General features: G+C 41.9%; 8 protein-coding genes. 7 read left to right on the top strand and 1 reads right to left on the bottom strand.

Annotated features, from left to right (window positions below; genetic code table 11):
* Positions 1 to 243 precede the first annotated feature (243 nt).
* The 6 genes from QAS77_RS10395 to QAS77_RS10370 all read left to right on the top strand — a co-directional run bounded on the left by QAS77_RS10395 (position 244) and on the right by QAS77_RS10370 (position 4,131).
* Positions 244 to 831 (top strand): TasA family protein, encoded by a 588-nt coding sequence (locus tag QAS77_RS10395; RefSeq protein ID WP_305065421.1) that lies wholly within the window; start codon positions 244 to 246, stop codon positions 829 to 831.
* Positions 832 to 880: 49 nt separating this feature from the next.
* Entirely contained in the window at positions 881 to 1,075 is a 195-nt protein-coding gene (locus tag QAS77_RS10390; RefSeq protein ID WP_305065420.1) for a SipW-dependent-type signal peptide-containing protein, read from the top strand.
* Positions 1,050 to 1,427: a signal peptidase I gene (locus QAS77_RS10385; protein ID WP_305065419.1), complete on the top strand. Its 378-nt coding sequence runs from the start codon at positions 1,050 to 1,052 to the stop codon at positions 1,425 to 1,427. Before QAS77_RS10390 ends, QAS77_RS10385 begins: the two co-directional genes overlap by 26 nt.
* A complete protein-coding gene (locus tag QAS77_RS10380; RefSeq protein ID WP_305065417.1) occupies positions 1,424 to 1,927 on the top strand; it encodes a SipW-dependent-type signal peptide-containing protein in 504 nt (167 codons plus the stop codon). The genes QAS77_RS10385 and QAS77_RS10380 overlap by 4 nt, the downstream gene beginning before the upstream one ends.
* Entirely contained in the window at positions 1,924 to 2,952 is a 1,029-nt protein-coding gene (locus QAS77_RS10375; RefSeq protein WP_250868465.1) for a signal peptidase I, read from the top strand. The genes QAS77_RS10380 and QAS77_RS10375 overlap by 4 nt, the downstream gene beginning before the upstream one ends.
* Before the next feature lie 204 nt (positions 2,953 to 3,156).
* Positions 3,157 to 4,131, top strand: a complete 975-nt coding sequence (locus QAS77_RS10370; protein WP_305065415.1) for a DUF5305 domain-containing protein — start codon at positions 3,157 to 3,159, stop codon at positions 4,129 to 4,131.
* 169 nt (positions 4,132 to 4,300) lie between these two features.
* Here QAS77_RS10370 and QAS77_RS10365 read toward each other — a convergent pair whose 3' ends face one another.
* Positions 4,301 to 4,495, bottom strand: coding sequence for a YegP family protein (locus tag QAS77_RS10365; protein ID WP_250868463.1), 195 nt, complete (start codon positions 4,493 to 4,495; stop codon positions 4,301 to 4,303).
* Positions 4,496 to 4,931: 436 nt separating this feature from the next.
* Between QAS77_RS10365 and QAS77_RS10360 the strand changes: the two genes are divergently transcribed.
* The coding region (locus QAS77_RS10360) for a YhjD/YihY/BrkB family envelope integrity protein (RefSeq protein WP_331522638.1) at positions 4,932 to 5,306 on the top strand (375 nt) is incomplete at its 3' end.

Genomic DNA, 5,306 nt, shown 5'->3' with positions numbered 1-5,306 from the left:
CCAGTGGCTATTCTTCGTGGACATGTTATTCCTCATTTCATCAGTTGCCCACTTTACCCACATGAAAAAGATCAGGATGTGAGAGGTATCCACATGTTAAACCTGTTAACGAACGATTACCAAATCTTTAATTCACAAAGCGTATTGAAGCTGGTAATCTCTCATTATCAGTAAATCATGCTCGGTAATCCGCCAATAACTATATCATAAAAATTCCTTGTCTATAAATTAATAGGTGGTACGATGGTAAACAAAAGCATATTTTTGAGCCTTCTTTTAATTGGCGTGGTGGCAGCATCCGCTGGTGCAGGTACATGGGCAACATTCAGTGATACAGAGACAAGCGCAGGTAACACATTCACAGCAGGAACTCTGGATATTGGTATAAGCAACAGTTTTGCATTTGGTCCTGTAGCTCCTGGTGACGCAAATACTGAGACTATAACCATTACTAACAGTGGAAATATAGCTGCAAATTCAGTATTCCTTAAACTTGATGTACTTGACAGTGAACCATCTGCTGACACCGAGCCTGAAACTGTTGCTGAAGATGGTACAGATAAATATGACATCAGCGAGATGATTGAGATTACCTCCATTAAATATGGTGCAACTGATATCTCTGGTCTTTACTCAGATCTTAACTTAAACAGCTATCTTGATCTTGATGACCTCAACGCTGCTGATGATGTAGAGATTAATGGTGCTTCACCTCTGGGAACTACTTCAGTTGATGTTACTATCGACATGACATTCGTTGCTAATGCAGGCAATGAGTATCAGGGTGACCTTTCCACAGTGGACGTGATTGTCAGAGTTGAGCAGAACTAAATAAATTGAGTGGTTTTCTAAATCCACTCTTTTTTTTAGAGGTAGTGATATGAAAACAATATTTACCGCGATTCTTTCAATCGCTCTGATATCTCTTCTGGCAGGAGCAGGGACATTTGCCTCATTCAGCGATGTCGAAGTCTCCAGTGGCAATGCCTATTATGGCGACCATGGTCCCAACAGGTTCGTTGCATTTCATGATGGTGAGTGGTACCAGTATGGAGCCAACCATTACGGCAAGTGATATCGTCGTTGCAAATACTGTCGATAGCGGTAGTCCTGAGTTGGGTGATATTATCTCCTATTGTCATTATCTGGAGGATAGGGATAACCCGGTGGTTATAACTCACAGGATCGTGGGATTTTCAAAAGATGGATACAGGACGAAAGGGGATGCCTACGATGTGGCTGACAGTTACGTGGTGAAGCCGGAGGACATTGTGGGGATCATGCGTTTAAAGATACCATACCTTGGCGGGCTGCCAAGATTTGCTTCCACTTCGAAGGGTCTTATTATGTTGGTCATCATTCCTGCCGTAATTGTTATTACGTCTGAGATATACAGTATCTTCGACTGTGGGGGGACTTTAAAATGAATTCAATCACAAAGGTCATTATTTTCAGTATATTGTTATTATCTCTCACATCATTTGGTGGTACTTATTCATATTTCAGCGATACAGAGCGCATCACAGGAAATACCGTTACTGCAGGTGTCTGGAACACTCAGGTCGATTTCCTTGAGGTTGATGTCTCAAAAGCCAAGCTTAGAGGTCATGGTGATGAGTCGAAACTCGAGTTAGTTCTCAAGAATATCGGGGATGATAAAATAACCATTGAAATGATGGATGTTGGCTGGAATCTCTTCAATGTGGATATGACCAATATAACGTCGATCAAGACTAGGAATAATGAAGTATTCAGTGGATGTAATTTGTCCGGTGATCGCCTTGAATGCAATGATTTCACTCTCAATAAGGAATCCTCTCCTAAGGTCAGTTTCCATTTTGATGGTAAGGTTTCAGGTCCTTTCATGATCAATTTCATCATGGAAGATGGTTCGAACAAAAGTGTCTGGTTTGACGTGGTGAAATGAGGAAGAACGTCCTGCTGGCAGTAGCTCTTATACTTGCTCTGTTAGTGGGGACTAACTTCATACTTCCCATAATCACAGGTTCTTCCCAGCTTCTCATTGTCTTAAGTGGGAGCATGCACCCCGGGATGAGGGTTGGCGACATGGTGGTCGTGAACTCCGCAGACGCTGACGGGGTCGAGTTGGGCGATGTGATCTGCTTTCTGGACCCGGGTGGTGACCCCAACATCATGATAACTCACAGGGTTATGTCCATGGAGGAAGGTGATGAGCGTGTCTTCCAGACAAAGGGTGATGCCAATGAGGAACAGGATAATTATCTGGTACCGGCGTCCAAACTTGTGGGCAAGATGGTCTTTGTCATACCCTTTGCAGGTTACCTTCCTGCTGCGAGCAAGAACTCACTGTTGTTTTTAGTCACGATCATACTACCGGCTTCCGTTCTGATCCTCGATGAGGTCAAAAAGATAATCCAGGCCAGCAATCCTGTCAGTGCCCGCAAGATGGAAAGGGAAAAAAGGAAACGTACAAGACAGATGCCTAATGTCGTACATGGCAGGGTACTCGGAGGGGTTGCATTAATCTCCCTGCTGCTTTTGATGGCACTTGTTCTTCCAAACCTGGGTGGGAATGGGCACACTACCCTTGAAGAAGAATACGTTTTCAAAAACTATGGTTATCTTTCATCTGTTTCAGTGATAACGCCGGATGATACTACTCAAAGACTTGCCATCGAACCGTGGTATTCAGTGATTCCCCGAACGAATGAATCCGTTGTAATGTCTTCATCTGGTCCGATGGATGTGGGCGTGACCTCGGTACCATACGTATTGCCGGTACTATGGATAATTTTACTGGCTCAGATCGATCCATATCTTCCTGCATTCTTTATTATAGTTCTCTATTCATCTCTTGCTATCGTCCTTTCCATTTCTTTATGGTTCAGGAAAACAAAAACAAAGGGAATTAGGATCAATTTGATTATCCGGCGTGTGTCCCGAAGCTTGAGAAGATTTCATTTAATGTGATAATTTATTTCATATGGCAGCCATACAGAGTCAATAAATTCATATATAATATTAAAAGTCTCATATTTAATTGCAAAACGGTATATTTGAGGGATCGAACTGAATGTAACATATCTTAAACTCAGGAATCAGGTTTTACAGAACACCAGGATCATATCTGTTATACTTGGGGTATTGCTTATTCTATCGGTATCTTGGATCTGTATGGAATACAGGGAAAATAATCAATACCATTATGAGCGGGTCATAGCTTCATCATATACACATTCAGCCAATTATGATTTTATTGCGCCTGTAACTCTCTCAAATCCCATATATGCCCGGGGTAAGATCCTGGATTCCGGTCAGCCGGCATACTTCTTCAGCGTATCCCCGACCATGGACGTTTTTTTCACATACGCAATTGATTCTATGGGTTCTGTGCAGATAGATGCGGATTGTGATACATTCGTAGTTGCCACCACCACTGGCAATGTGGGGGGGAAGGACAAAGTATTCTGGCAGAAGAAGTATCCTGTTACAACTGGTCCGCTTGAGGCTGGTAATAAAGGGGAATTCTCATATAACTTCTCTCTGAACGTTCCTGAAATTCAATCAAAGATCAAGGATGTGCAGAGTGAGATCGGCTACTCTCAGGGTGCAAAGGTCGAAGTTGTCACATATGTATCATATAATGGCAATGTGAACGGCAAGAATGTCGAAGGTGTAGAAGAATTTAGCATGCCTCTTATTATCAGTTCTTCATTCTACCAGATTCCCCAGGATCTTGATTTTAGCAATACTGTTGATAACTATGAGACCCTAAAGGTGAAAAATGTACCATCTATCTCAGTGCTGGTGTTCCCTATTCTTTCATTCTTTTCAAGCATGGTTCTGATCTTGTTATTTGGTCTGATCAGGAAACAGGAGGAAGTGCCTCTTTCACATATCAGGCAGCTGGAGGTGGAAAGCGAACATGCCAAGTTCAAGGATTTCATCAGCAAAGGCAGTCTTCCTGTTGAGGTAGGTTCATTGATAGAGGTGGGCTTATCCTCTCTTCAGGACCTTGTGGATGCTGCCGTAGACATGGATGCAAGGGTTATACATGATCCTCTAAAAGATGTCTATTTCATGATCCACGGCGGGATCATTTACAGGTTCAATACCGGTGCGGATATGCAGGATACGGGCTGCACGTAATGCATCATCGTTATCTGTTGTTGTGTGGCCTATTGTATGACCTGCCGTTAGTTCAGGAAAAAGAGCTGTCGTGGATGCTGGTTGAGCTATCTCAAAATATAAAAATGATAAAAATGATAAAAAATGGTTAGAGGATTAATGGTCCATTCCGGATATCCGGAATGAAAACTTATTCTTCCTCAGAGGGTGTTTCAATCTCAACTATCTCGGCATCCATGGCATTGTTCTTGACAGACTTTATGCCATTCATGCAGCCTGCTTTGGTCGCATAGCCCTGACCTGTTGCTACTATCTCTCCATTCTTTGCTTTGAGCCTGAACCTGTATTTTCCACTCTTGTCAGTATATACTTCAAATTTTGGCATATTCTCCCCCTTTTCAGTAAAACGATCTGTTTACAATGTGCTCCACATCAGCAAAACGCTGATCCGTTACTCCCATTAAATTCTTGTGCGGTTTGGCTTAAATACTTTTCGTCCAGAAAGGTTGTGGGGCAAAAAAAGTAAAAACGTTGTTTCTTCTCTTTCTTAACCCATGCACTCCGTTAGGAGAAACAGGTCTCAAGCCTGCCGCGTTTCGAGTTCGCTGCATGAATACACTGTTGGATTGGTCCGCTCTGCTACTTTGTCAATGTTCTGTTTGATAAACCGTTTACATTGAAAGCTCATGTGTGGGAGAAGTTTTGAGATGTGATGATGTTTCATCATTCGCTTAAATTTTGCATTCGATTTTTTTAATATCAACCAATCTCAAAATTTTTGTTATCAGAAACTAATTGTAGATATAAGTTCATTACTTTTCATGGGAAAACTCCGGGATATGACTGTACGAACTATTAGAAGGTGGAACGCTGATGACGGTACATCTTTCAGTGCAGCTCTCTCATTTTATTTAATACTCAGTCTTCCTTCCTTACTTTTATTTTCATTATCCCTGGGTGGAATGTTCCTGAAAGTGGAACGACTCCAGGCAACAATTATCGATTACGTTTCACCTTTTGCAGATGACGAAATTATAAATTCATTAAACCTGCTCTTCCATCAATTACCGGAAACAAGTTCCCTGACCTTTGGATTGATAACCAGTTTTTTACTTTTCCTTTGGAGTGCTGGCAACATCTTTTTGCAGTTCCAGAAAACGATCGATCATATGTGGGGAGTTTTGGATTCTAAAAAG

Source organism: Methanococcoides sp. (genome assembly GCF_030594565.1).
GTDB lineage: Archaea > Halobacteriota > Methanosarcinia > Methanosarcinales > Methanosarcinaceae > Methanococcoides > Methanococcoides seepicolus.
The sequence above is the reverse complement of the archived record's forward strand: the minus strand, read 5'-3'. Positions and strand labels throughout refer to the sequence as shown.

What these genes read in the sequence shown, in the direction of transcription:
- QAS77_RS10370 (WP_305065415.1), top strand. Translation starts at nt 3,157, where the DNA reads ATGGAATACAGGGAAAATAATCAATACCATTATGAGCGGGTCATAGCT.
- QAS77_RS10365 (WP_250868463.1), bottom strand. Translation starts at nt 4,495, where the DNA reads ATGCCAAAATTTGAAGTATATACTGACAAGAGTGGAAAATACAGGTTC.
- QAS77_RS10380 (WP_305065417.1), top strand. Translation starts at nt 1,424, where the DNA reads ATGAATTCAATCACAAAGGTCATTATTTTCAGTATATTGTTATTATCT.
- QAS77_RS10385 (WP_305065419.1), top strand. Translation starts at nt 1,050, where the DNA reads ATGGAGCCAACCATTACGGCAAGTGATATCGTCGTTGCAAATACTGTC.
- QAS77_RS10395 (WP_305065421.1), top strand. Translation starts at nt 244, where the DNA reads ATGGTAAACAAAAGCATATTTTTGAGCCTTCTTTTAATTGGCGTGGTG.
- QAS77_RS10375 (WP_250868465.1), top strand. Translation starts at nt 1,924, where the DNA reads ATGAGGAAGAACGTCCTGCTGGCAGTAGCTCTTATACTTGCTCTGTTA.
- QAS77_RS10390 (WP_305065420.1), top strand. Translation starts at nt 881, where the DNA reads ATGAAAACAATATTTACCGCGATTCTTTCAATCGCTCTGATATCTCTT.